This window comes from Acutalibacter intestini (assembly GCF_034334985.1).
GTDB lineage: Bacteria > Bacillota > Clostridia > Oscillospirales > Acutalibacteraceae > Acutalibacter > Acutalibacter intestini.
Map to the genome: position 1 here is coordinate 1 of NZ_JAWXXL010000023.1, position 23828 is coordinate 23828.

Consider the following 23828-nt stretch of genomic DNA (forward strand, 5'->3'; position numbering starts at 1 on the left):
GCAGGATATCTCTCATAACATTCATTCATTTATGCGTCGGCTCCAGCATAATCCCTCTCGGGTTATTCGTTTTTTCCTCCATCCGCTTCTTTCCTATCTTTCGGCGGAGGAGTAATATATTTGATTGTGACCAAATCTCATCTAATAACAGAGCCAGAATACCTAGAAATCCTGGACAAAGACCTTGCACATATACAGATATCAGTAACGTGCTTAGATGATGATAGGGCATTCAGCTATGAAAAGGCAAGCCCACCATCCAAACGAATCCAATCTATTCTAAAACTACAAGACTTGGGTTTTGACGTATCTATCCGGCTAAGCCCTTTAATTCCGGACTTCTTTGATTTTGATAAATTGGCCAGCTTGAAAATCGAAAAAGGTATTATAGAGTTTTTGCGGATCAACGCATGGATAAAGAAATGGTTATTTAATGTGGATTTTTCAAAGTACACTCTCCGCCAAGGAGGATATTCACATCTTCCTTTAGATGAAAAAATGCGTATCCATAGTAAAATCAAAATTCCGTGTATTACTGTATGCGAAGACGTTACTGAGCATTACCTGTATTGGCGCGATCATTTCAATCCAAATCCACTTGACTGTTGTAATTTGCGAGTTTTATAACCCTTCACTCTATTTCAACTTTAATAAGTCAGTTGGTACAGGAAGAGCAGATTCAAAGTGATCTGCTCTTTTTTCTTATATTAAAAAGGAGGATTGCAAATACAATCCTCCTAGTCTATAAACGCTTCTGATTGCCAATCTCCCTGAACGTAAATTACACGAATTCCGCCACAACACCACTAACGGCCACAAAAGTAAAACCGTAATTTTGGTCCCTGTTGGTATTAATTGAACACTATATATTGTGTTTTCATCGCGCAACACACACTAAATAAGATGAAATGGTACGACTCAAACTTCCTATACATACAGATCCGGAAAACAGAAAGCAAAACGCACTTCCACATCTTTTTTTCTTTTATAACCGACTGTGCCTCATCACCCACATAACGGCCAGGCTTTTGGACCTTCAGCAGTAGCTTTTCAACCTCTTTTGGGTACATCATTCATCCCTTTTTCTCTGTTTTTGCTCATTATACCCTGTTTTCTGTTTTTTTGCAAGAGGTCAGGGCAATGAGTAATCTTTTCCCAAAACCATATATAGCATTAAATAGACACTCAGTGCCAGCAGAGAATAATTATATCTGGTATTTAGCAAAACCAAAAATCCCAATACTGATAGAGGCAGCAAAAGCGCTAAGGAAACAATCCGGCTGACTCTCTCCGCCGTTCCCTCTTCCAGCTGGCTTTGTAGAAAATACCGCAGGGCCAACCCGCCGTCCAGCGGCTCTATGGGTAGACTATGGGCGATCCCCAAGGCAAGGTTGACTCCTGTAAAGTCACCGTTCTTTCCGGCCAGGGCGGTCATCCCAAAACATAGCAAATTGATGGCTGGCCCTGCCAGAGAAATTATCATTTGTTGATAGTCCGTGGTTCCCCAGCCGCTTTGCCGCACCACCCGGCAGCCCAAAGCGGATACTTCTACTCGGTCTGGTGGCACATGAAAAGCCCACATAACTGCCAAATGCGCACATTCATGTAAAAAAACTGCCAACAAACAGACTGCGCTGCTCTCCATTCCTGTGAACAAGCAGCAGGCGGACAACAGCGCAAAGCAGGAAAAACCTATGCCTATCTGGCAGCGACCCACACAGAATTCCAACTTCACAGTATATGTGCCGCCGTACTCTCTAGTCCTGAGGGTGGTGGTGTTTCAGCGGGTGTTGGCTCTGGAGAAGGAAAAGGAGTGGCAGCAGGCCCAGATCCTTTAATCTGCGGCAGTTCTATTTCTTGGGCCATCTCTTGCCGGTACCACTGGGCAATCTGTTCATATTGCTCTTTGCCGGCAACTTTTAAATACACCATTCCTACAATTAGTAGCGCACAAAGCGCTGCCTGTAAAAGAGGTACGCCACCCCAGGCCGGTTTTTCAGGTAAGTCCTCTTCCCATTGTCCCTGAAAATCCTCCTCCTCTCCCAGGTTGTCTATTTCCCGCAGCTCATCCCGGTCCTGCATTACAGTATAATACAGATCAGGCCGCTGCATCCATCATTGATAATTCTTTCAATGGTCTCGCGCACCTTTTCTCGAGCATCGTTAGGCATACGGTATAATTTGTTGTGCATTCCCTCATTAACCAGGGAATGCAGGGACTTTCCAAAGATATTGGACTCCCATATCTTCACCGGGTTTTCCTCGAACTCCTTAAGCAGATATAGTACCAGTTCCTCCGACTGCTGCTCGGACCCCACAATAGGCGTGATTTCTGTGTTGATCTGAGTACGCAGCATATGAATAGACGGCGCAGTTGCCTTTAGTCGGATGCCGTATTTGCCGCTTTGCTTTAAAATCTGCGGCTCTTCCAGGGTAAGCTCTTCTACATCGGGCATGACAATGCCGTAGCCGGTTTCCAGGACGTCATCATAGGCTTGGCGCAGCTTTTGAAAAGTCTTTTTGATCTGGGTCATTTCGATAAGCTGGGCTAGCAGTTCTGACTCATCTTGGATTTCCAGTTCTGTTTTTTCACTGAGGATTTTATAGAACAAGGATTGGTCAAAGATTAGCTCCGCACTGGCCCGGCCGCTGCCCAGGTCAATCTTCCGGACGTTCACACTCTCCACTGGCTCACAAGTGCGCATGTTCTCTAGCATGAACTTTACTTCCCGCATACGCTGAATGCCACAGCAGTCCTTGATCGTCCCAAATACAGATGAGTACAGCCAGTGGTCTGCCCCCAGGCCTGCCACCCATCCGGGCACTGCCAGCTCGACCTCCCGTACAGGGAACTGGTACAGCAGGCTGGCAATGATTTCCTTAATCCCCTGCTCTGTAATGTCAATACAATTCACAGGAAGAACGGGCACGCTATATTTTTCCGAGAGCCTTCCGGCCAGCTCTTTGGACACCGGATCCCCTGGGTCAACACAGTTCAACAGCATTACAAAAGGACGGTTGGTCTGGTTTAGCTCGTCAATTACCCGTTCCTCTGCCTCTTCATACTCATCCCTGGGAATATCGCTAATACTGCCGTCTGTGGTAATCACCAAGCCGATGGTGGAATGCTCGGTAATCACTTTTTTGGTTCCGATCTCTGCCGCCATATTAAATGGGATTGGCTCTTCAAACCAAGGCGTGCGTACCATGCGGGGCTGGTCCTCTTCTATGTAGCCAATGGCACTGGGCACAATATATCCCACACAATCGATCATCCGCACACTGAACATTGCGTCACTGTCGATCTGCACCGAAACCGCCTGCTCTGGGATAAACTTTGGCTCTGTAGTCATAATGGTACGTCCGGCCGAGGACTGAGGCAGTTCATCCACTGCCCGCTCCCGCTGAAGCCCGTCTGGAATATTGGGAATTACCACTGTGTCCATAAACTTTTTGATAAATGTAGACTTTCCAGTACGGACCGGTCCCACCACACCAATATAGATTTCGCCATTAGTACGGTCCTGGATGTCCTTATATACGTTAAAATCTTCCATCAAATTCATTCCTTTCCGTGGGTATTGGAACTTGTACCGATAGGATACTAGGCATATCTTTCAGGCACCCGGCAGCTGTTCATCGCATTGCAAATCATTACCGGTTACAGGGTTTGCAAACATTTTTATACTTTTACGTCTTGTTACCGACTGAATATGTGCCAAAGGCCAATTCCTTTCGGTTCAAGTTCATAGCTCCCCTCTTTTTCAACGGTTACAAATAATGATTGGCCTAGACTCCGGCACGGTGTCCTCAAATAGCTCATTTTGGTTTCTTAGATCCGTGAGCAGCGCTCGGTGATTTTTAGCGATGTCCCACAGCTTTTCCCCCTGAGAGGCGTAGTACACCAGAAACCGTGGACGCACATCAAAATCTTTGGCGTTCTCTTCCATGCCCGCCGAGGTCAGATATTTCACATTATCCATACTCATCAGTAGCGAGGTCACAGAGGTTTCAGCAGAAATCTCTACTGTGTTCCGGTCTAGGATTCGATACTCCCACAGTTCCGTGTGCCATACGGTATCGCAGCGCTTGGCTAGCTGGTTCTCTAACTCCACCGTAAAATTGTGATCAAACTGCTTTTCCGCGTAGAGAATCCTTCCTTGGGCATTTACATATAGCATACAGATCGTATACTTAACCCGGTAGTTTATCTTGGTCTTTTCACAAGTGGACTGTACATTGTCCTGTTCACACCAAACATCCAATACTCGCTGGATCTCGTCATCAGAAACCGTTAGGCTACACTTTTTTTTCAACACTTCAGAAGATACCCCATGGATTTGGGTAAAAGAGCTTTGGGCGTAACGCAGTTCCAGCGGCGCTTTCACCGAGTATGCGTCATTGATGATCTCCACCTCGCAGGCCTTGTACAAAAAGGCCATCAAAAACACCTTTACCACCACGCTGACCCCTGTGTATTCCCCCACGTCGTCCTCTCGGGGCTGGATGCTGCTTTCCCCTGTTACAATCCGCAGGTCGCAAATACAGTCCTCTGAAGCTCCCGAGCATTCAATAATCTGGCTGAAATCAATTGAGGCGGAAAGCTTTTCCACATTGGTACTATCGACCGCCGAAGTATAGAGAAAAGAAATATCCGCTGTACCGTTCACAGTCAGTCGTTCCTCTGAAAGGCGGCTCTCAATCACCCGGCAAGAAACATCCCGACGCAGGATAGCCTCTATGGGCGGCTTGCCGTTCTTTACCGGCAAGGTATCTTCAATGGTAAATTGATGGCATACCGCGTTCACCGCCTGATGGGCCTGGAAGGAATCTCCCCGTTTTTCAATGGACTCGTCTTCTAAACTACAGGTGATCAGTTCTTTTCTTTGTACAACAGCCAGCACATGCAGGGACACTGCTGCGTGTAGATCGACTCTTCTGGCACTGACCGCCCGGCAGGTTAAATGTGAAATGGATGCCTGCACACAGGCTATGGCCTTTTCCTCAGAAGCTTTTAGCTTGATAGAAGCGGAGAATTCCTTTGTAAACTCACAGCAGCGGACACAGTCACCCTTACTGTCCAGATACATCACCCGAATATCGCATACCCCATCACAGGTTAGGGTATCTCCCGTAATGATGTAAGATGATACCTCTGGAACTACCCGGCATTTCAGTATCTTTTGAATGTCCGCGCAGTAATCCGGCAGATTGTATTCGGTGTCAACCGGCGTTTCGTAACGGCCGTCAAATACGGGGTCAAAGTATTCATAGGGCGCGGTCTTTATTTGGGCCTGCATACAGCATCCTCTCCTTTGGCTTTCTTTTGCTTAATATGTATGCGTCCCAAAGAAAATTATGCGGACAAAAGCGCCCCCTGCTGATTTTAAGCGGCAGCGCTCCTGCTCTTTACGCAAAAAAGAACAGCGCCGCTGGCTCACGCTGTCCTTTTCTTCTTATGACTCCCCGGTTTTTTCCATATTGCCAGGGCCGCATACTCCTTTTAGCAGTTCTTCCGCCGAAACGCCAAAGAGCTTGGCCAGGGCGAACAAGTTTGAGGTGCTGGGGTCCGAGGCCCCGCTTTCCCACTTAGAGACCGCCTGACGGCTGACACCCAGGCTCTCGGCCACAAACTCCTGGGTCATTTTGCAGCGGCTGCGGTACTCTCGAATGGTCTCGCCCAAGGACCTTTGCGCCTGGGACACCTCTTTTTTTACCTGGGCAGACCGCAGGTATTTGCGCAACGCCCGGATAATCAGCACCAGCACATAGATTGCCAGGCCAAAAAACAGCAGGCCGATCAGTATGGCGGGGATTGCCACGAAAAAATTCAAACCCATCCTTTTGCCTCCTTTCTTTATTTTGTCCTCATAGTAGCATAAACCCGCTGGTTTCCTCCACCAACTATCGCGCAACCTGGGAAAAATCGGGCATTTTTGCGGCTTACAAGGGACCAAAAAACGCGAAAAAGCGGCGTTTGGGACCAGGCCCGCACACCGCCTCTTCCGCTCGGATCAAAACAACCCTCTTAAGTACTTTTTAGGCCTCTTCTACCTTTCTGATCCCATACAGCTTCCGCAGAAAAAAGCCCCAAAAACCTTTTCTCTTCTCTAAAATGACCACTTTCATCGCGTTATCTCTCCTTTACTGCCGTAATAGCGAGAACCCCAGGGCCACCAATATAACAGCGGAAAGAAAGAGCGTGAACCCTACGGGGCAAAAGCAGGAAATGGTCATTCCCAAGCCAAAACAGACCGTACACATATTCCGGCAATGGCAGTCTTTCAAGCAGGTACAGTTGAGCTTTCGTTTTGACATGGTATCCGGCCTCCCCCGGGCAATTTACTCGCTAGGCGGTTGTCTACATGCGTCAGACAAGCAGTTTTATCTGTTCTAAAAGAGCAGCAGACCGAGGGGAATTTCATTAACCCAAAACAAACTAAACCGGTCAAAACACCTGCTTGCAGCTCCCATGTAAGTGCCGCCTAGTTCAGTATATACACTCAAGAAAAAAGTGTTACTGTACCACGACCACGAGAGCGGTGCCGTTATGCACCCGCACCTCTGCTGGGTCTCCCGCCACCTGATTACTTACTCCCATGGGGAAACCACCGCAGCTCAATTGTTCCCGGTTCAGCGGATATTTCAGCCCTGAATAGCTTACCGTACAGGCAGAACCATTATAGGGGAACACAGACACTGTCGCACCGCTCATACCAGTCATCTTCAGCCGTTCGTCATGAAGCAGGAATATTTTTGTACTGGCATCGGCAATAATCCCGTGTCCGCCGTGTTCCCGAATATATTGCAACACCTCTAGGTTGGCCAGGCTATGGTCTACCCGCCGGCCCCCCAAGCATCCCAGCAGCAAAAAACTGCGAAACCCATAGCTAAATCCCTTCAGCACTGCGAACATGGTATCTGTCACATCCTTCTCCACCGGTAAAGCCATACATTTAATGCTCTCCGGAGGAGGCTGTTTAGCTGAGTCAAAGTCGCCTACAATTAGGTCCGGCTTGATTCCAGCCCGAATGGCCGTCTCATACCCAGCATCCGCGCAGATCACATAATAATGCCTAGGATCAAATTCTTTAAAGATCCGGCCGCTGTCCAAAGGCGCAGCGCCGATGATCATACACGCTTGCTTTTCAGCTCCCATTGTTTAACACCCTTTATTTCTTGATACATTTCCACATAGCTTTCAAATCTCGACCGGGCGATCTTCCCTTGCTGTAGAGCCTGTAGGACCGCGCATCCTTTTTCACAGGTATGGGAACAGGAAGTAAACTGGCAATCTTGGGCAAAGGCGGCGATCTCTCGAAAACCAAGGACCAGCCGCTCCTTATCTGTCAGCTGATACCGCTCCAAATCGAAAGTGGAAAAACCCGGCGTGTCTGCCACATAGCCGCTTTCCAACTTATAGAACTCTACCTGCCGGGTGGTATGCCGACCCCGCCCCAACTTTTGGCTGATCTCTCCCGTAGTTAACTTTAACCCAGGAAAAACCGCGTTAAGCAGGGTGGATTTTCCCACACCGGAATTTCCGATAAAGGCGGAGACCTTCCCCTGTAGCAGGACTCGGACCCGTTCTACCCCAACGCCAGTCTTGGAAGAAGCAACACAGCAGTCGATGCCCGCCATGTGATAAGCCTCTTCTAACGGCTCCGCACCGCCCAAGTCGGCCTTGGTAAGAACTACTACAGGACAGATACCTTTCAGCTCGGCGGCGGCAATCGTCTTATCAATAAGAAAGGTATTAGCCCCAGGTTCTTGTACTGATGCCACAATAAACAGCTGGTCCAAATTAGCTACCGGAGGACGAATCAAGTGGTTTCTTCGAGGTAGAATCTTCGCCAGCGCACCCGCGCCATTCTCTTCTACCAAAACCACTACCCGGTCACCAGCGCAGGGAGAAATCTTCTCTTTGCGAAATCTCCCCCGGGCCGTGCAGGTATACAGCCCTAAATCCGTCTCCACTGTATAAAAGCCGCCCACACATTTGCGCACAAATCCTTCTATTTCCATTTGCCCCACGATTATTCCTCAGAGGTGGAGTTATCAGAGCTGCCTCCATCCTCGCTGCTGGAAGGGTCAGGGTTATTGTCAGGGGGCGCAAATTCATTGGTCCGTTCTATAATGACCTCTTGGGTATCGAAATTAAAGGTAAGGTACATATAGTCCTCGCCGTTCAAATTTACTACCACCGTATCCTGGCCCGAGGTTCCACTGAAGCTTAAGGTATAAGTCCCCGCATAGGTGGGATTAATCGGCTCGTTGATAACTACAACGCCGTTGCGGTACACCTTGAGGTCAAGATCCTGGTCCACATTGGGCAGGGTAATGTCTTTAGTAAGGCTCTTGGTTGCACCTTTACCAGAACTGATTACAATATCCACCGTAGCCCCCTCAGAAACCTCGGAACCCGGGGTTGGGTTGGTACTGATCACTGTATCTGCCGGCTCAATACTCGTATCGTCTGTCTTGACACTGCCTATCTCCAACTTCTTTTCCCGCAATAAGGCTTCCACCTCGTGGCGGCTCTTACCCACTAGGTCCTCTGGTACATGAACCTTCTTTGTAGCAGGCCCTTTGCTGACCTTTACAGTGATAGTAGAGCCCACATCTACCATCGTATCTTTTTGAGGGTCGGTAGCCACCACATTGCCAATCTTCACCTCGTCGTCCGCCACATTCTCTGTCTTGAACTTCAAGTCCATCTCTTTTAACAGCGCAATGGCGTCCGCCTGGGAATAGTTGATGATATCCGGTACTCGCACCTGTTCGATTTTTCCGTTAACCAACAGCTCGATCTCGTATCCCTTTTTCACCGAAATACCCGCCTCGGGGGTCTGTTTCATCACTTCTCCCGGCTGTAAGTCGGGGTCATTGCCCTCTGTGCGCTTAAACTTAAAGTTCTCAGAATACTGGGGATTGTTTAAAATGCTGTCATAAAGCTCCCCCTTAAAGTTTGGCACCTCCACCTGTTCATCCTCCGGAGGGGACAGCAGAGTATCCCAGTTGTTCATCAGCACTACCGCGCCCACCGCCAGCAGGATGATAATGGCCGCAGCAACGATCCCCTTTACCACCATGGCCCCCCGGGCGCCCCGTTGGGACCGCACATATTCTTCCTCATACTCATAGCTGTCATTATATGCGGGGGTGAAGCGCGCAGAGTCATAGGACTCTAAATTGCGGGCCGCATTGGAATTTGAACTGTAGCTAGCCCGGCCTGACTGTAAATCATAGTGGAACACCATGCCAGGGTTGCGCCGGAAGCGCTCCAGATCGTCCAGCATTTCACCGGCAGACTGGAAGCGGTCTACAGGATTTTTTTCCATGGCCTTTATAGTGATCTGCTCCAGACCTCTGGGGAGGTTGGGGTTCAGCTCTCGGGGCATCACTGGCTTGGCTTGAAGCTGCATCAACGCCACAGATACCGCATTGTCCGCTACAAAAGGCAGCTGGCCGGTAATCATCTCGTAAAGCATTACACCTACGGAGTAAATGTCAGCCTTGTCAGTGATATAATCCCCCCTGGCCTGCTCTGGGGCAATATAGTGTACAGAACCAATAGCCTTGTCGGTCATGGTTTGGGTCTCGCTCTGAGAGAACCGGGCGATGCCAAAATCCGTCACCTTAATCGTGCCGTCCTGTAACAGCATGACATTCTGGGGTTTAATGTCCCGATGGATGATCCCTTTTTCGTGGGCGTGTTCTAGGGCCATCAAAATCTGCACCGTAAAGTGTAGAGCCTCATCCAGCCTGAGTACCTGTTCCTGCTCGATATACTGCTTTAGGGTAATGCCGTCAATGTACTCCATCACGATATATTGTAGCCGGTCTCCAAAGCTGACGTCAAACACGTCCACAATGTTGGGATGAGACAGCACGGTTATGGCTTTTGCCTCATTGCGAAACCGCCGAAGAAAATCACTATTATCGGAAAATTCTTCTTTTAGAATTTTGATGGCAACCCAGCGGTCCTCGACCCGGTCATAGGCCCGGTATACATAGGCCATGCCCCCCACGCCTACCAAATCATGTATTTCATATTTGCCGTCTAGTCGTTTGCCAATAAACCTATCCATATTTTACCTCTCTGTTTCAGGAATTGTTAACCACAGCAATGGTAATATTATCCGAGCCGCCACATTTTACGGCATATTCAATCAACCTGGAAGCCAACTCGCTTCCGTCGTGGCCGTGGTTCTTAATGTACTCCTCCATCAGGCTGTCCTCCATATAATTGGTCAAACCATCTGTGCATGCCAAGGCAATATCGCCGGGGTGAAAGTCCCACACGGCATAATCTGCCGATACCTGGTCATGTACACCCAAGACCCGGGTAATTATGTTCCGGCGTGGGTGGGTTCTGGCCTCTGCCTTGGTAATCTGTCCAAAGTTTACTAGGTCCTGCACATAGGAGTGGTCCATAGTCAGCTGGCTCAAACCGTTCTGGTTCATCAGGTAGGCACGGCTGTCACCCACATGAGCCACATGCAGTCTATTCTCCGCAGCCAAAATCACCACCGCCGTAGTGCCCATGCCCCGCAGCTCTGACTGCTGAAGAGACTTTTGGTAAATGGCTAAGTTGGCCTGGCCAATGGCATTAAGAATTAAACTTTTCAGATTCCCCTGGCCAGCACCTTGGGTATACTTGCTCTTCAACTGTTCTTCTATACATTCAGTCGCTATGGCGCTGGCTATATTTCCTCCATTAGCGCCTCCCATACCATCACACACCACCGCCCAGGCGCCACTGTTTGAAAATGTTCCGCACCGGCAGGCGTCCTGGTTCGAACTGCGTACCGCGCCGGTATCCGTGGCAAAATCAACCCTCATATCCATCCCCTCCTTCATGTTTTCTTCGAAGTTGTCCGCAGGAAGCTTCTATATCAGAGCCTAAGGTCCTGCGCACCGTGGCCGTGCACCCAGCCCTTTCCAAAATAGCCACAAACCTTTTTTGCTGCTGAGGTTTGCTTTTCTGATACCCCGCACCAGTCACGTCATTGACTGGAATCAGATTCACATGAGCAGGCATCCCCCGCAGTTTTGCCGCCAGCTCCCGGGCGCACCAGTCCATATCGTTCACGCCGCTGATCATTGCATATTCAAAGGAAATTCTACGCCCTGTTTCCCGGGCATAGTGCCGGCAGGCCCTTAATAATTCTTCCATATTCCAGCGCCGGTTTACCGGCATGGTCCGCCCCCGAATCTCATCATTGGGCGCGTGTAGAGATACTGACAGAGTTAACTGTAATTTCTTTTCCGCTAAATCATATATTTTATCTACCAAACCGCAGGTGGATAGCGAAATATGCCGCATTCCAATATTCATCCCTTTTGGATCCGTAACCAGACGCAAAAACCGCAGGACATTTTCGTAATTATCCAAAGGTTCTCCCATTCCCATAAGCACAATATTAGCAACCCGCTCGTTTGCCTCTATCTGAACCGCCTGCACTTGGCTCAGTATCTCTGAAGGCAATAGATTACGGGAAAAACCACTACGGCCAGTGGCGCAGAAAGAACAGTTCATCTTACAACCCACCTGGGTGGAGATGCAAACCGAAATACCATGATGGTAACGCATGAGCACTGATTCCACCAGTTCGCCATCATTCATGCGAAACAGGAACTTCATGGTACCGTCCTTAGAGGTCTGTTTCCGGACAGTCTCCGCCCAAGTGATCTCATATCGTTCTGCCAGTTGGAGCCGCAAATCCTTAGAAAGATCTGTCATATCTTCAAAACTCTTTGCTCCCCGGTGCAACCAGCGATATACCTGCTTTGCCCGAAATTTTGGCAGTCCGGCGCTAAGAAATTCCTCTTGCAATTCCAGAAGCGTCCTAGATTTAACGTCCGCCTTCTTCACAGCCGCGCCCCTATCCTTGTTTCTTTTGAAAAGCCGCCGCAAAAAACCCATCCGAGGCCCCAGTGAAGGGCGTCATGGTCAGCATATAAGGCGGCTCGACGACGCAACGCGTCACTTCCAAATCGATATTCATCGCTTCAAAGTCGCTATTTTCCTGTAAAAAACGTTCCGCTACCTCCCTATTTTCCGCTGGGTTTAGCGTACAGGTAGAGTAAACCAACACACCACCAGATTTCAATGCACGGGATGCTTGGAGCAGGATATTATACTGTAGCTTAGGCAGATCACGGATCTCTGCCAATGGCCGGTAGCGGATCTCCGGCTTGCGCCGGATCACCCCAAAGCCAGAGCAAGGTACATCACATAGTATTCGATCAAACCGGGGAAAATTCTGAAACCCCTTGAATGCGTCGTTTACACTAGCCTCAACATGGTCAAGTCCCAGACGTCTTGCACCATCTCGTATAAGGCGGACCCGACTTTCGTATAAATCAAAGGCATATATCCTTCCGCCAGGTGCTTCCTGAGCTAATGTAAAGCTCTTTCCTCCAGGCGCCGCGCAGCAGTCACAGATTATATCGCTGGGGTTAGGCGCAAGAATTTGACATATCATCTGAGCGGACAAGTCCTGCACATGAAACAGCCCTTCTTGAAAAGCCGCCAGATGGGCAGGGGCGCCACAGCCACGCAAAATTGCGGCGTAATCCATATTATCTATTAGATCAAGCTCCATCCCACCTGCTTCGAGCTGAGCTTTCAGCTGTTGGGGCGTTGCTTTCATTTTGTTAATCCGCACATACAGCGCCGGTTTTTCCATAAGGCTTCCCAACAAGCTTCTGGTAAACTCATCCCCATAGCTCTGCTGCCATAGTCCAATAAGTTCCTGAGGAACCCCATACCGTAGACTCCTTGCCCTTAGACTATCCCCATCTGGCGGTTTGATCTGTTCCTTCCTGCGTATCAGTCCCCGCAGCACACCATTTACAAATCCGGAAAACTGCGCTTTCTCCATATTTTTAAGGGCATTTACTGTCTCATTAACCGCCGCGGCGTCTGGTACACGGTCTAAAAACAGAATTTGATAAGCACCACAGCGTAAAGCCGCTTGTACGGTAGGGTCTAGTTTCTTCCTCGGATCCTTTAGGCACTGGGAGAGATAATAGTCCAAAGTGATCCGGCGCTCCAGGACCCCATAGACAATGGCTGAAGCAAGCGCTCCATCTCGACTGTCTAGGCCGGAAGTGTTTAAAGCCTGGTCCAACACAATATTAGAATATCCATTTTGTCTGTGGATCTGCAAAAGCGCTCGTAACGCCACATCTCTGGCTGTCTGTTTCTTCATTCAAATATTCCTTACGCCCAGCGCTGTGAAGTTATACCACTTTGCAGCGCTGCGTATTCTTCTCTATTGAAATTCCGCTTCTTCCAAGGAATGTCCCACCAGGTATTCCCGGCCACCCATCCGCTTACCATTTTCTGTTTGTAGCTCCACAATACGCAAGGCCTGCTGACCACAAGATACCATCATTTCCCCATTTTGAACATATACGCGGCCTGGCGGCAGGTCATTTCCCTCAATTACTCGCGAACTTAATAGTTTTAAGCGCTTTCCATTTAACATAGCTATTGCGCAGGGCCAGGGGTTTAAGCCACGAATCTGGTCATGGAGTATTTGCGCAGGCAGGGTCCAGTCTAGAACAGACATCTCTTTTTTCAACATAGGTGCTAACGTTGCCTGCGCTTCGTCCTGGGGTATTGGGGCTAAACATCCTAAATTTAAATAATCCAATGTTTCCACCAGCAGTTTTGCGCCCAATATTTTCAGCCGATCAAACAGCTCTCCAGCGGTTTCCTCCTGCCCCACTGTCACTTCAGCTTTTAGCAGTATATCGCCGGTATCCATACCTTCAGCCATATACATAGTGGTCACGCCTGTGGTGGATTCTCCATTGAGTACAGCCCACTGTATGGGTGCAGCGCCCCGGTATTTGGGAAGCAGCGAACCATGAACATTGATACACCCCAGCTTGGGCATAGCTAGTACCTCCCGAGGGAGCATCTTCCCATAGGCTACCACCACGATCACATCTGCGGAAAGACGGGCTATTTCCTCTTGAACTGCTCTATCCCGCAATGTATCTGGCTGATAAACAGGCAGCCCCTGCCGCAAGGCAAGTTCCTTTACAGGAGGAGCTTGCAGCTTGTGCCCCCGTCCCTTGGGACGATCTGGCTGTGTAAACACGCCACATATGGTATAACCATGAACAATCAGACTTTCCAGCGTTGGAACAGCAAAGTCCGGGGTGCCCATAAAGATAATCCGCATGGAGGTAAAACCGTTCCTTTCCACATTAAAATATTTAGAGTCTGCCCTGAAAAGCAACGCATCTTGGAAGTTATCTTTTTTATCGTCCCAACTTGATTTGTTGCTAGGGTACGCGCCGCAGGAAACTCCAGGCTTTCTAACTTTCTTTTAATGCCTCAATTTCCTCTGGGGTTAGCATACGACTGGCTCGTTTGGTAAAGACCACGCCATGCAAATGGTCGATTTCATGACAAAAAGCTCTGGCGCACAGTTCATCGCCGGTTATTTCAAACCATTTTCCCTTTCGATTCTGGGCCTTAACAGTAACCTTCATAGGCCGGGTAACCATCCCCCATTCCTCTGGAAAGGACAAGCAGCCCTCAGGACCATCCTGTTCACCCTCTGTGGCGACAATTTCCGGATTAATTAGTTCAATGGGACCATCTCCCACATCCACAATGCAAATTTGCCGCAGCACCCCTACCTGGGGACCTGCCAGCCCGGCGCCATTTGCCTGGCTCAGGGTCTCCTGCATATCGTCCAGCAGCTGGTGGAGCTTATCGTCAAACCTTTCTACCAGTCGACACTCCTTATTTAGAATATCGTCTCCAACCTGCACTATGTTTCTAATTGCCATTGTGACCATTCCTTTCTTGCATGGCTTATAATATTCGATTGGGATTGGGGTCCGCGTAAACGCTTACCTGTTGAAATTCCCTTTGCCCCGCAAAACGGGTAAGCAGCTGGGCCGTCATCTTTCGAAGCTCCGGGCTGTTTCTACATTTTATAATTAGTTTATAGCGGTACTTTCCAGAAACCCTTGCCACCGCTGCCGGCGAGGGCTGGAGCACACGCAGAGGCAAATTTGCAAATTCTCTCTCCGCTAAACCGCTGAACTGTTCCAAAAAATTTTGCGCTGCCTGACGGGTCAGCGCCTCTTCTGCACCCACAAAACCGATCACTAGCAGATCCACATAGGGCGGATACAGCAGGGCCTTTCGATAAGCCAATTCCTCTTGGACAAAGCTAAAATAGTCCTGCTTTGCGGCTAAATGCAGCACAGAGTTCTCTGGTGTAAAGGTTTGAATAATGGCCCGCCCCGGATACTTTCCCCTTCCTGCCCGACCCACCACCTGAGTGAGCAGGTCGAAGGTACGTTCATTGCTGCGAAAATCATCATTATATAAAGACTGGTCTGCTGATAGAACTCCCACCAGCGTTACATTTTCAAAATTAAGCCCTTTGGCCACCATCTGCGTACCCACCATAACCTGATACTCTCCCCGGGCGAAATCCTCTAAGCGCCGCTCTAAAGAGTACTTCGCTGAAACCGAATCGGTGTCCAGGCGCAGCACCTGTGCCTCGGGCAGCAGCTCCCGCAGTTGCTCCTCTGCTTTTTGGGTACCTAGCCCACGGAAGGTCAGGGTTTCTTGTCCACAGGAAGGACACTTTTTACTAACAGAGACAGAGTATCCGCAATAGTGGCACATCAAACGCCGGTTAGCGCTGTGGTAGGTCATAGAAATGCTGCAATGGGGACAGTTTACTACCTGACGGCAGGACCGGCAAGTAATAAAAGTATGGTACCCTCGTCGATTCAAAAGCAAAATAGACTGCTTTCCCTGAGCAAAATTATCTTGTAGGGCCTGGGCCAGGGTTTCTCCAATAGGCTTACCAGGAATGTCCTCCCAATTCATGTCTACCAGCTCGACTTCCGGTATCTTTGCAGTACCAAAACGGTTTGCTAGCTTATGGAAGAAAAACCGTCCTTCCTTGGCCAGGCGAAACGTCTCTATCGAAGGGGTTGCTGAAGAAAGCAAGCAAAAGGCTTTTGCAGATGCGCACCGGTACCGGGCTACTTCTCGGGCATCATAGCGGGGGCTGGCCTCTGATTTATACGTATGCTCCTGTTCTTCATCAATGACAATGAGGCCTAAATTCCGCACTGGAGCGAACACCGCAGAGCGGGTTCCCACTGCGATCTTCGCCTCGCCCCTGCGCACACGCTTCCACTCATCCATACGCTCTCCCAAAGAGAGACCACTATGAAATACTGCCACTTGGTCGCCAAAAATTTTTCCAAACTGCCGCAGGGTCTGACTGGTTAAGGAGATCTCCGGCACCATAACGATGGCCCCCTGGCCCTGGGCCAGCACATATTCCATAAGCTTTAAAAAGACCGAGGTCTTTCCGCTGCCGGTCACGCCGTATAGCAGCGCACACCGGCTACCAGAACCCGACATTTCATACTCCTGTTTCAGTTCCTCCAAGATCTGCTGCTGAGCCAGAGAAAGCGTTAGTTCTTTCCCGTCTCCTTCCTGTACATAAGCCGTTTCCGGTCTGCGGTATACCTCATACTCAAAAATTTCTGCCGCGCCCTTATCTGCCAAAGCCTTTACCACGGAAGAAGAGGCTCCGGTAAAATAGCACAGCTCCTTTTCCGAAGCTTCTCCCACATCGGTTAATACTTGGTAGACTTCTTTTTGCCGAGAGCTCAGCTTGCCAGAAAAGCCATCTATAGGACGTACCATTTTGGTAAAGGCGTCCCGCATTTTGCTGGCAGCCATATTTACTTTACAAACGATTCCTTTTTCCAGGAGCGCCAGAAACTCCGGGCACTCCCGGTTAATTCCCAGCGTACCAGAAAGCTTTTCAAAAGGCACCGCTCGACCTGCGGCCCGCAAAGCCATAATAATCTGCCAGGATAGACTGTCATAGCTTTCCCGGTCAAAATCGGTAAAGCCACTGCTTAGCACATAACTGTCTCTCACCCGGAATTGCAGCCCTGCGGGAATCATCAGCTTTACCGCCTCAAACAGCGTACAGTAACAGCGGTCTTTAAGCCACTGGGCCAGACCCAGCATTTCCTGGTCCAGCACAGGCTCCTTGTCCAGCAGAGAGTCCACCTGTTTCGGCTTTGTCATTAAATCGCCCTCTAGAGCAAATACCATACCAATGCGCTTTCGGTTTCCAGCGCCGAATGGCACCATTACCCGCATGCCTGGTACGATGTGCGCCCGAAAGGGTTCCGGCACCTGATAGGTGAACAGCTTGTCAAAATGATAGACTGTATTCTCTACCGCCACCTGGACTAGTTCTGTCATATGCCCTCTTTGGTTTCCGGCTCAATGATGGTAACTTTGTCCTTCACAAAATCCTGCACCGCAAGATCTACCGGTTTTTCCACTAGCTTGATTCCCTCATTTTCAGCCCTTTCTGTAATCTGCCTGGCACGTTTTGCCACAGCAATTACAAGCGAATACTGGTTCAAATGAGGTGTTTTAATGATGTTTGCAGACGGTTTTAACATTTTATATCACATTCCTTTCTCAAAATATCCTGTTTTTCCTATTAATTCAGCCATTTAACACAGCTTCTATCATTTCTTGATTTCTGGAATACCGTCTTTTTTCTCCCCGCAGGATAGCTTGCAAATCGTCTACCGCATCTTCCAGACGGTCATTGATTACAATATAATCATAATCCTTCGCTTGAGTCAGCTCTTGCCGGGCAGTCTCAAGGCGACGGCGGACTGTCTCATCGTTTTCTGTACCCCGGTCCCGCAAGCGTTTCTCTAAGATGCTCATAGAAGGCGGCACGATAAACACCGAGACACAATCCGGCATCAACCGCTTGATCTGTGCGCCGCCCTGCACCTCTATCTCCAAAACCACATCTTTCCCCTGACTAAGCCAGTTTTCTACAGGAAGTTTTGGCGTACCATAGTAGTTACCCACATACTCGGCATACTCTAAAACCTTCCCCCCCCGGATCATCTCTTCAAACTCTTCCCTGCCAACAAAATAGTACTGTTTTCCATGTTCCTCTCCAGGGCGGGGATTCCGAGTGGTGGCTGATACCGACAGCACCAGGTTGCTGTTCCTTTTAAAAAGTTCGCCTAAAATGGTACCCTTTCCTCCGCCAGACGGCGCGGAGACAACTAATAGCAGTCCTTTATTCATTTTCTTCCCCCTCTAGGCCATTAAAGCGCCCGGCCACGGTTTCCGGCAGGATGGCTGACAACACTATGCTGCCGCTGTCCATAATTATAACCGTTTTTGTTTTGCGGCCAAAAGTAGCGTCTATCACAGCCCCGCGCTCTTTGGCTTCCTGGACCATACGCTTGATAGGCGCGGACTCATTACTGACCACTGCCACCACTTTTTCCGCAGAAACCATATTGCCAAATCCAATATTTACTAGTTTCATGGGCAGCGCCCCCTTAAATATTTTGCGCTATTCCACGTTCTGCACTTGTTCGCGTATTTTCTCTATCGCAGACTTTATGTCTACTACTAAATAAGCAATTTCCGTATTTTGAGACTTTGAGCCAATGGTATTGGCCTCCCGGTTCATCTCTTGTACCAGAAAGTCAATTTTTCTGCCCACCGGCTGGTTGGACTCCACCAGTTTTTCCAGCTGGGCAAAATGGCTGCGTAGCCGTACGGTTTCCTCGTCTACCGCTACCTTATCGGCAAACACCGCTACCTCGGTAAGAACCCGCTGTTCATCAAAGCGGTTGTCCTCTAACAACTCCTGGATCTTGCCGCGCAGACGCTCTCGGTACTGCGCCACCGTTTGAGGTGTTAGGGCCTCTACCTGTTTCACCATACCCAAAACGCTACTGGCTTTTTCCATAAGGTCCGCCTTTAGGCGCTGTCCCTCTGCTTCTCGCATACGCAGGAATGATTCTAGTGCGGGTTCCATGGCCACCTGGACAATCTGCCATACGTTCTCTTCATCTTCTACTGATTTTCGGACAGTAAACAGGTCCTGGTACCGGCTAAGCAGTGTCAGCGAGGGACCATCCGGCAGCTGATAACGCTCCTGAAGCTCCGCCAACGCCTTATAATACCCTGCAGCCAGGGCGTGGTTTACTTCAACTTCCACACTGGTCTCGTTCAAGTTCTCAATTTGAAGAAAAACGTCCACCTTTCCCCTGGCCACCCGGCTCTGTAAATACGTCTTTAGCTTGTCCTCTAAAAACAGATAGCCCCGGCTGATTCGGGAATTGAACTCAAAAAATTTATGATTGACTGATCTTACCTCAAAAACAATGTGCCAGCCCTCCACAGTACTCTCGCTGCGTCCATAACCAGTCATACTTTTCAGCATATCGCTTCATTCCAATCTGCTTGTTGATATATCGTGGATCTTTTTAGTCATGTCTCTAAAGAAAAACTGCGCTCTCTATAAATAAACGCGAATGTTTGCCTCTTCAAGTTTTTTCTTGACTACAACATCCCTAACCAAAAGATTTTACCATTTCCTGGCTCTTCATGCAACTGATTTCACAAATATTTCATATTTTTTTAAGAAAGCCCACGGCTAAAAAAGAGGCCGTAGGCAGTAAGCTGCTCAATGAAATTCATACTTGACAATGGTGCTCATCGGCGTAAAAGCATGGCTTTCGTCAAAATCAAAGCCCCTGGCAGCAAAAAAGCCGAAAAAGTCGGGAAAACAGGTTGCAATTTTTGTAGCGCCAAAAGTTTCTCCGTACGACGCAGCCGAACGCATCAAAGAATCCAGAACGAAAACCTCCTCTCCCTGGGGCTTTCGAGAAACGTCATAACCCTCTGCCGCCATGTGCAGAATATACAAGACCTCCTTACTTAATTCTAGGGCCACCCAGCCAAGGGTTTGCCCCCGCTCGCACATAGCAAGGATCCGAGCCTCTGGGCCGGCCTTCTCAATCTGCGCCAGAAGCACCTCTTCTGCTTTTCGGTCCTGCATGGGCAGAATCTCAATCATTCGGTATTACCTCCTTTTTTTCCAATCTTTGTCAAAAATTTGTCAAAATATTCTGGGACAGCCGCGGAAAACTCCAAATATTCTCTGGTACGAGGATGAATAAAACCAATTCGTCCCGCATGGAGGCATTGTCCTCTTAGCTCGGTCAAAACTTTTTTGGGGCCATACACAGGGTCGCCCGCTACTGGGTGTCCCAAATAGGCCATATGAACTCGAATCTGGTGGGTCCTGCCGGTCTCAAGCCTCAGCCGTAAAAGAGTAAAACCAGAAAATTGATCCACCACAAAAAAATGGGTCACTGCCTCACGGGCACTGGGCGATTGGGGCAATACCGCCATCTTTTTGCGCTCCACTGGATGACGTCCTATGGGCGCGTTCACTACGCCATTCTCCCGTACATTGCCATATACTACGGCCTGATATTCACGGGTCAAACTGTGGGACTGAATCTGCGCCGCCAGACCCTGATGGGAAAGATCATTTTTTGCTACTAGCAAAAGCCCACTGGTATCTTTGTCAATACGGTGGATAATACCCGGGCGCATGACTCCGTTGATTCCAGAAAGGCTCTTCCCACAATAAAACAACAGTGCGTTTACCAGAGTTCCTGTATAATTTCCGGGAGCCGGGTGCACCACCATGCCTTTAGGTTTATTGACTACCAATAAATCTTTATCTTCATAGACAATGTCTAGAGGAATGTTTTCTGCCACTATTTCCATAGGCGTCGGCTCTGGAATCTCCACAGTAAGCTCTTGCCCAGCTCGAAGCTTCACACTTTTGGCAAGGGACATCCCCTTAGAGCAAACTTTTCCCTGGGCAATAAGGTTTTGCACCGCAGAACGGCTCATTCCCCCCAGGCGCCGCGTCAACAGTTGGTCCAGCCGCTGGCCCTCTTCCTCTATTACTAGTGAAATTAACCGGCCCATAGGGCTGCTCCTTTCTGCACCATCCGCCAGCCGGCTGCACAAATTCTTACTCTTTCAGCTGCGAGGAGGCTTTATTTTCTTTTGAAAGATATAAAATATAATGTATCAGCAGGCACACCACACCAACGGTCACACAACAGTCTGCCACATTAAATACATAATCAAAAAACATTACGTGGATAAAATCCACCACATAGCCTCTACTCATTCTGTCTATCAAATTTCCCAACCCGCCGGCCAGCAGCAGCGCAGCCGCTGTGTAGCTAAAAAAGTCATGTTGCTTGTATCGAAACAAAAGCACAACAATCCCTATAGCAACCACTACTGTTAGAACCGCTATTAACCAAATGATATTTCCAAAAAGTCCAAAAGCTGCCGCCGGGTTTTCCAGATACTGAAGCTCCAAAAGTCCCGGTAGTACTGGCTGAAAAATCTGGCCGCTATCCTTTAGTCTTTCTACCACCAAAATCTTTGTTGCTTGGTCCAAAAATATTAAAGCTACTGCAACAGCCAACACAACTATTTTCTTAATAATGCTTTGTTTCAATGACGCTTCTCCTTCTCTGCCAGTCACCTTTTTCGCTTCCGCCCATTTACGTCTACTCCCTCTCCAAATTCCAGATGACTGTAGTTTGTACTCTTCTCCTTGCGCAGCGTTTCCGGGATATTACTGTATGCGTTCAGGTCAATGCCCACTGAGGATAAGTCGTTATCTTCCAAATAGTCCTCTGGAGGTTGCGAGGGCTGCAATTGCTCCTGTACATAGTTGACCCGGTCATTTAGGGTCGGTGTGGGTACAGGTTGAGAAGATCCTGTAGAGCGAACTGCCGGCCGGGTCGCAGCCGGCTCTTCGACAGGCGGCTGATGGTAAACCGGCTGCCGCTCTCTAGGCTGCTGAACCGGCTGAGGTGCCGCTGGCACAGAAACGGGCTGAGGCTCTGGCTGGGGCTCCGGCGTCGTATTGGCAGGAATGGGCTCTGGCCTTTTCTCCTGTATCATCGTCTTTTCCGGCTCTTCACGGGCCGGAACTTCGGCCACAGGTTCTGGTTCTGGAGTGTGGGTACTTTTTTCTGCTCGGTCCTCCTTCTGGCGGAACACGGGAATATGATCAATACATTCCAAATGCTTTTTATACATCTCCAACAAAGAAGCCCGAAAGGCGGTGACCTGCCGCTTTACTTCTTCCAGCTCCGACTTTTTTGCGTCTACCTGCTGGGCATATTCCCGGGCCGCCTTGGCGGCGTCATTGGCCGCGTTAGAAGTGATACGTCGGGCTTCCTCATCGGCGTCCCGCAGCTTCACATCCGCTTGTTCTCGGGCGTCCCGTAAAATAGAATCTGCCCGGCTTTGGGCCTCTTGGACCAAATTTTTTGACATTCTTTGGGCATTGAGAATCGCTTCTTTAATTCCTTCTTCCTCCTGGCGGTACTTTTCTACCTTCTGAGCCAAAATCGCCAACTTTTTTTGAGAATCACCATTTCTGGCCGACAAATCATTGTTCATTGCAGCTAAGTCATTAGCCTGCTTTACGGCAGCATCCCGCTGTGTCAGCAATTCTTGAAAGGACGCAGCCACCTGATCGATAAAATTATCCACATCCTCTGGCTTATAGCCGGAAAAGCCTGCTTTCCCAAAACTCACCTCATTTATTTCCTTCACAGTCAGCATTTGGAAGTTCCTCCCCCTATTGATATTTCCTACATTTTACCGTCAGCCGCCCTTTACTGGTAGGAGGGCCGAAACTATCTATTACAAACTTCCCATGTCCACGCACGGAAATAATATCGCCTTCATGAATCCGGGCAGATCCCTCCAGGATTTCCCGGTGATTAACCATAACCAGCCCAGCAGAAACAAACCTTCCGGCTTTTTCCCGGCTAGTATGGCATAGCAAAGCAGACATGCAGTCCAAGCGGTTAGAGGCAATTACACCCGTGATGTCCTTGTATTCCCGGATAACAGGCAGAGGACCCTCGATCCCTTCACTGATCTTTACACCGGTACGGCCGATCTTTCGCAGATTATCCTGGACATACCGGCTTATCTCCTCTTTCAGAAATACAACCGCTTTTCCCTCTCCAATCAATATATCCCCCAGTACGCTGCGCTCAATGCCCAGCCCCATTAAACTTCCCAAAAAATCTCTGTGCCCCAACGCATCTTCTTTTCGAAAGCGAACGGTCAGCGCCCTTAGAGGAAACTCCTCCGGGACGGGGCGTATATAGTCAGGGAAAAAACCCGCCATTACCCGTTCTGCTTCCTCATAACCGCCCCAAAGCATCCAGGCGGTCTCCTCCCGTTTTAAGAATTCTCGACAAAAAGCAGCTTCACTTTCATCCAAAAATCCCAAAAAGCAAGGCCGGCGCAAAGACCTTTTCAGGCAGTCCCCCAATTTAGAAACGAACAGTTCTCTCTCTCGTTCCACGCTCAAAAATATAGACCGTTACTTTCCAGTTCGTCCAAAACATCATCGCCAGTCAGGTCCACTGTATAGGGGGTTATAATAAAAGTGCCTGTGGCGATTCGTTTGATCTTCCCATTATTGGCATAGGCCACACCGCTGAGAAAGTCCACAATCCGCCTGGAAACGTCCTTCTCGGTCTTTTCCAGGTTCAGTACCACGGTGTGACGGCGCAACAGTTCGTCGGCAATGGAGCGTACCTCATCTCCAAAAGACACAGGTTTGCACACCACCACTTGCAGCTGGGTTTTTGCGTTAATATTTACCACCTTACCCTCAGAGGCAGTTCGCTCTCTGGGGGTATAGTTAGAGGTAGCATAGGATGTATAGGAGGAAAAAGAACTAGTCCGGCGTGGCTCGCTAAAAGACGTCACCACACTGGGCTGCGGTGTTTCCTCTGGTTCTTTTACTTCTTCCTCGGGATAATCCTCGTACTCATACTCGTCCTCCGGCGGATTCCACATTTTTTGCAGCTTATTCATAAATCCTGCCATAATTGAATTC

26 protein-coding genes are annotated in these 23828 nt (G+C 49.1%); 1 reads left to right on the plus strand and 25 read right to left on the minus strand.

What is annotated here, in order from left to right; all coding sequences use genetic code 11:
- Nucleotides 1–120 precede the first annotated feature (120 nt).
- Nucleotides 121–627: a radical SAM protein gene (locus U8U68_RS14875; protein ID WP_367575834.1), complete on the plus strand. Its 507-nt coding sequence runs from the start codon at nt 121–123 to the stop codon at nt 625–627.
- 505 nt (nt 628–1132) lie between these two features.
- On the opposite strand, the gene U8U68_RS14880 is transcribed toward U8U68_RS14875, so the two are convergent.
- From U8U68_RS14880 to U8U68_RS15000, 25 genes are all read right to left on the minus strand, one after another.
- Complete coding sequence (locus tag U8U68_RS14880) at nt 1133–1567, minus strand: hypothetical protein (protein ID WP_322202144.1); 435 nt, start codon at nt 1565–1567, stop codon at nt 1133–1135.
- Between the two features lie 164 nt (nt 1568–1731).
- Entirely contained in the window at nt 1732–2082 is a 351-nt protein-coding gene (locus tag U8U68_RS14885) for a hypothetical protein (RefSeq protein ID WP_322202146.1), read from the minus strand.
- Nucleotides 2082–3557 carry a stage IV sporulation protein A gene (spoIVA, locus tag U8U68_RS14890; RefSeq protein ID WP_322202148.1) on the minus strand — a complete coding sequence of 492 codons (1476 nt, stop codon included), beginning with the start codon at nt 3555–3557 and terminating at the stop codon, nt 2082–2084. The genes U8U68_RS14885 and spoIVA overlap by 1 nt, the downstream gene beginning before the upstream one ends.
- 207 nt (nt 3558–3764) lie before the next feature.
- The gene (locus tag U8U68_RS14895) at nt 3765–5300 is read right to left on the minus strand and encodes a DUF3794 domain-containing protein (RefSeq protein WP_322202150.1); all 1536 of its coding nucleotides are present in this window, start codon (nt 5298–5300) and stop codon (nt 3765–3767) included.
- 156 nt (nt 5301–5456) lie between these two features.
- Entirely contained in the window at nt 5457–5840 is a 384-nt protein-coding gene (locus U8U68_RS14900; protein WP_322202151.1) for a helix-turn-helix transcriptional regulator, read from the minus strand.
- Between the two features lie 304 nt (nt 5841–6144).
- Entirely contained in the window at nt 6145–6318 is a 174-nt protein-coding gene (locus U8U68_RS14905; protein WP_322202153.1) for a hypothetical protein, read from the minus strand.
- Nucleotides 6319–6517: 199 nt separating this feature from the next.
- On the minus strand, nt 6518–7159 hold the full coding sequence (locus U8U68_RS14910; protein ID WP_322202155.1) for a thiamine diphosphokinase: 642 nt from the start codon (nt 7157–7159) through the stop codon (nt 6518–6520).
- Entirely contained in the window at nt 7132–8025 is an 894-nt protein-coding gene (gene rsgA / locus U8U68_RS14915) for a ribosome small subunit-dependent GTPase A (RefSeq protein WP_322202157.1), read from the minus strand. Before rsgA ends, U8U68_RS14910 begins: the two co-directional genes overlap by 28 nt.
- Before the next feature lie 11 nt (nt 8026–8036).
- On the minus strand, nt 8037–10091 hold the full coding sequence (pknB, locus tag U8U68_RS14920; protein ID WP_322202159.1) for a Stk1 family PASTA domain-containing Ser/Thr kinase: 2055 nt from the start codon (nt 10089–10091) through the stop codon (nt 8037–8039).
- A 16-nt stretch (nt 10092–10107) separates the two neighbouring features.
- On the minus strand, nt 10108–10845 hold the full coding sequence (locus tag U8U68_RS14925; RefSeq protein WP_322202161.1) for a Stp1/IreP family PP2C-type Ser/Thr phosphatase: 738 nt from the start codon (nt 10843–10845) through the stop codon (nt 10108–10110).
- On the minus strand, nt 10835–11878 hold the full coding sequence (gene rlmN / locus U8U68_RS14930) for a dual-specificity RNA methyltransferase RlmN (RefSeq protein WP_496196385.1): 1044 nt from the start codon (nt 11876–11878) through the stop codon (nt 10835–10837). Before rlmN ends, U8U68_RS14925 begins: the two co-directional genes overlap by 11 nt.
- Before the next feature lie 10 nt (nt 11879–11888).
- The gene (rsmB, locus tag U8U68_RS14935) at nt 11889–13220 is read right to left on the minus strand and encodes a 16S rRNA (cytosine(967)-C(5))-methyltransferase RsmB (protein ID WP_322202165.1); all 1332 of its coding nucleotides are present in this window, start codon (nt 13218–13220) and stop codon (nt 11889–11891) included.
- Nucleotides 13221–13283: 63 nt separating this feature from the next.
- The gene (fmt, locus tag U8U68_RS14940) at nt 13284–14204 is read right to left on the minus strand and encodes a methionyl-tRNA formyltransferase (RefSeq protein WP_322202167.1); all 921 of its coding nucleotides are present in this window, start codon (nt 14202–14204) and stop codon (nt 13284–13286) included.
- Between the two features lie 136 nt (nt 14205–14340).
- The gene (def, locus tag U8U68_RS14945; protein ID WP_322202169.1) at nt 14341–14820 is read right to left on the minus strand and encodes a peptide deformylase; all 480 of its coding nucleotides are present in this window, start codon (nt 14818–14820) and stop codon (nt 14341–14343) included.
- A gap of 25 nt (nt 14821–14845) precedes the next feature.
- Entirely contained in the window at nt 14846–17287 is a 2442-nt protein-coding gene (gene priA / locus U8U68_RS14950; protein WP_322202172.1) for a replication restart helicase PriA, read from the minus strand.
- Nucleotides 17284–17493 carry a DNA-directed RNA polymerase subunit omega gene (locus U8U68_RS14955; RefSeq protein ID WP_322202174.1) on the minus strand — a complete coding sequence of 70 codons (210 nt, stop codon included), beginning with the start codon at nt 17491–17493 and terminating at the stop codon, nt 17284–17286. Before U8U68_RS14955 ends, priA begins: the two co-directional genes overlap by 4 nt.
- 46 nt (nt 17494–17539) lie before the next feature.
- Nucleotides 17540–18145, minus strand: coding sequence for a guanylate kinase (gene gmk, locus U8U68_RS14960; protein ID WP_322202176.1), 606 nt, complete (start codon nt 18143–18145; stop codon nt 17540–17542).
- Nucleotides 18138–18392 carry a DUF370 domain-containing protein gene (locus tag U8U68_RS14965; RefSeq protein WP_322202178.1) on the minus strand — a complete coding sequence of 85 codons (255 nt, stop codon included), beginning with the start codon at nt 18390–18392 and terminating at the stop codon, nt 18138–18140. Before U8U68_RS14965 ends, gmk begins: the two co-directional genes overlap by 8 nt.
- Before the next feature lie 27 nt (nt 18393–18419).
- Complete coding sequence (locus tag U8U68_RS14970) at nt 18420–19298, minus strand: YicC/YloC family endoribonuclease (protein ID WP_322202180.1); 879 nt, start codon at nt 19296–19298, stop codon at nt 18420–18422.
- 243 nt (nt 19299–19541) lie between these two features.
- Nucleotides 19542–19934 carry a hypothetical protein gene (locus tag U8U68_RS14975; protein WP_322202182.1) on the minus strand — a complete coding sequence of 131 codons (393 nt, stop codon included), beginning with the start codon at nt 19932–19934 and terminating at the stop codon, nt 19542–19544.
- Nucleotides 19931–20863: an RluA family pseudouridine synthase gene (locus U8U68_RS14980; RefSeq protein ID WP_322202184.1), complete on the minus strand. Its 933-nt coding sequence runs from the start codon at nt 20861–20863 to the stop codon at nt 19931–19933. Before U8U68_RS14980 ends, U8U68_RS14975 begins: the two co-directional genes overlap by 4 nt.
- A gap of 46 nt (nt 20864–20909) precedes the next feature.
- A complete protein-coding gene (gene lspA, locus U8U68_RS14985) occupies nt 20910–21410 on the minus strand; it encodes a signal peptidase II (protein ID WP_322202186.1) in 501 nt (166 codons plus the stop codon).
- Nucleotides 21411–21433: 23 nt separating this feature from the next.
- Nucleotides 21434–22531 (minus strand): DivIVA domain-containing protein, encoded by a 1098-nt coding sequence (locus U8U68_RS14990; RefSeq protein ID WP_322202188.1) that lies wholly within the window; start codon nt 22529–22531, stop codon nt 21434–21436.
- 16 nt (nt 22532–22547) lie between these two features.
- The gene (locus U8U68_RS14995) at nt 22548–23144 is read right to left on the minus strand and encodes a YlmH/Sll1252 family protein (protein ID WP_322202190.1); all 597 of its coding nucleotides are present in this window, start codon (nt 23142–23144) and stop codon (nt 22548–22550) included.
- Nucleotides 23145–23290: 146 nt separating this feature from the next.
- On the minus strand, nt 23291–23818 hold the full coding sequence (locus U8U68_RS15000; RefSeq protein WP_322202192.1) for a cell division protein SepF: 528 nt from the start codon (nt 23816–23818) through the stop codon (nt 23291–23293).
- Nucleotides 23819–23828 lie beyond the last annotated feature (10 nt).

Coding starts and splice junctions, on each gene's coding strand:
- U8U68_RS14885 (WP_322202146.1), bottom strand. CDS start 2,082: ATGCAGGACCGGGATGAGCTGCGGGAAATAGACAACCTGGGAGAGGAG.
- spoIVA (WP_322202148.1), bottom strand. CDS start 3,557: ATGGAAGATTTTAACGTATATAAGGACATCCAGGACCGTACTAATGGC.
- U8U68_RS14895 (WP_322202150.1), bottom strand. CDS start 5,300: ATGCAGGCCCAAATAAAGACCGCGCCCTATGAATACTTTGACCCCGTA.
- U8U68_RS14900 (WP_322202151.1), bottom strand. CDS start 5,840: ATGGGTTTGAATTTTTTCGTGGCAATCCCCGCCATACTGATCGGCCTG.
- U8U68_RS14905 (WP_322202153.1), bottom strand. CDS start 6,318: ATGTCAAAACGAAAGCTCAACTGTACCTGCTTGAAAGACTGCCATTGC.
- U8U68_RS14910 (WP_322202155.1), bottom strand. CDS start 7,159: ATGGGAGCTGAAAAGCAAGCGTGTATGATCATCGGCGCTGCGCCTTTG.
- rsgA (WP_322202157.1), bottom strand. CDS start 8,025: ATGGAAATAGAAGGATTTGTGCGCAAATGTGTGGGCGGCTTTTATACA.
- pknB (WP_322202159.1), bottom strand. CDS start 10,091: ATGGATAGGTTTATTGGCAAACGACTAGACGGCAAATATGAAATACAT.
- U8U68_RS14925 (WP_322202161.1), bottom strand. CDS start 10,845: ATGAGGGTTGATTTTGCCACGGATACCGGCGCGGTACGCAGTTCGAAC.
- rsmB (WP_322202165.1), bottom strand. CDS start 13,220: ATGAAGAAACAGACAGCCAGAGATGTGGCGTTACGAGCGCTTTTGCAG.
- fmt (WP_322202167.1), bottom strand. CDS start 14,204: ATGCGGATTATCTTTATGGGCACCCCGGACTTTGCTGTTCCAACGCTG.
- def (WP_322202169.1), bottom strand. CDS start 14,820: ATGGCAATTAGAAACATAGTGCAGGTTGGAGACGATATTCTAAATAAG.
- priA (WP_322202172.1), bottom strand. CDS start 17,287: ATGACAGAACTAGTCCAGGTGGCGGTAGAGAATACAGTCTATCATTTT.
- U8U68_RS14955 (WP_322202174.1), bottom strand. CDS start 17,493: ATGTTAAAACCGTCTGCAAACATCATTAAAACACCTCATTTGAACCAG.
- gmk (WP_322202176.1), bottom strand. CDS start 18,145: ATGAATAAAGGACTGCTATTAGTTGTCTCCGCGCCGTCTGGCGGAGGA.
- U8U68_RS14965 (WP_322202178.1), bottom strand. CDS start 18,392: ATGAAACTAGTAAATATTGGATTTGGCAATATGGTTTCTGCGGAAAAA.
- U8U68_RS14970 (WP_322202180.1), bottom strand. CDS start 19,298: ATGCTGAAAAGTATGACTGGTTATGGACGCAGCGAGAGTACTGTGGAG.
- U8U68_RS14975 (WP_322202182.1), bottom strand. CDS start 19,934: ATGATTGAGATTCTGCCCATGCAGGACCGAAAAGCAGAAGAGGTGCTT.
- U8U68_RS14980 (WP_322202184.1), bottom strand. CDS start 20,863: ATGGGCCGGTTAATTTCACTAGTAATAGAGGAAGAGGGCCAGCGGCTG.
- U8U68_RS14990 (WP_322202188.1), bottom strand. CDS start 22,531: ATGCTGACTGTGAAGGAAATAAATGAGGTGAGTTTTGGGAAAGCAGGC.
- U8U68_RS14995 (WP_322202190.1), bottom strand. CDS start 23,144: ATGCTTTGGGGCGGTTATGAGGAAGCAGAACGGGTAATGGCGGGTTTT.
- U8U68_RS15000 (WP_322202192.1), bottom strand. CDS start 23,818: ATGGCAGGATTTATGAATAAGCTGCAAAAAATGTGGAATCCGCCGGAG.